General features: G+C 68.4%; 1 protein-coding gene and 1 pseudogene. Both read left to right on the top strand.

What is annotated here, in order from left to right:
• On the top strand, positions 1-303 hold a 303-nt coding region (locus tag FK268_RS23240; RefSeq protein WP_146437818.1), incomplete at its 5' end, for an ABC transporter permease subunit.
• Positions 300-642: pseudogene (locus FK268_RS23235) on the top strand (MetQ/NlpA family ABC transporter substrate-binding protein); the annotation flags it as partial. The gene FK268_RS23240 and the pseudogene FK268_RS23235, both read left to right, overlap by 4 nt.

Here is a 642-nt window from a genome sequence, read left to right as displayed (position 1 = left end):
GGCGGTAGCAACACACAGATCATCTGGGGCGCACAGATCCCCGAGGCGCTGCCCGGCATCGTCGGCGGCCTCACCATCAACACCATCGCCATGATCGAGTACTCGACGATCGCCGGGACCATCGGTGCCGGCGGTCTCGGGTACGTCGCCGTGACCTACGGCTACCAGCGATTCGATCACGGCGTCATGATCGCCACCATCCTCGTCCTCGTCGTCGTGGTGTCCGCGATCCAGCTCGTCGGCGACGCGCTCGTCCGACACCTCACCCCCGAACAGACCGTTCTCCGAAAGGCCCTCGCATGAGCGACACGCAGACCCCCACCCCCGCGACGCCTTCCGCGGACGACGATCACGGTTTCACGACCCGCGGATCGCGGCGGCCCCTGATCGTCGGTGCCGTCGTCCTGGTGGCGCTCGTGGTCGCCGCGTTCGTGGGATGGCGCGCCTTCGGCGGAGCGGATGCGAAGACCGCCAACGAGACCGCCGGCGCCACCCTGCTGGTCGCCACCACGGAGGGCAACGCCGCGGAGCAGGCCCTCATCGAGTTCGTCGCGAAGGAGGTCGCGCCCAAGCACGGGATCACCGTGGCGTTCAAGGGTTTGGCCGATTCCACGACCATCAACCGGGCCGTGAGTGAGGGGG

Source organism: Tsukamurella sputi (assembly GCF_007858445.1).
In the GTDB taxonomy this organism is placed as follows: domain Bacteria; phylum Actinomycetota; class Actinomycetes; order Mycobacteriales; family Mycobacteriaceae; genus Tsukamurella; species Tsukamurella sputi.
This window is presented reverse-complemented; position numbering and strand designations above follow the sequence as displayed.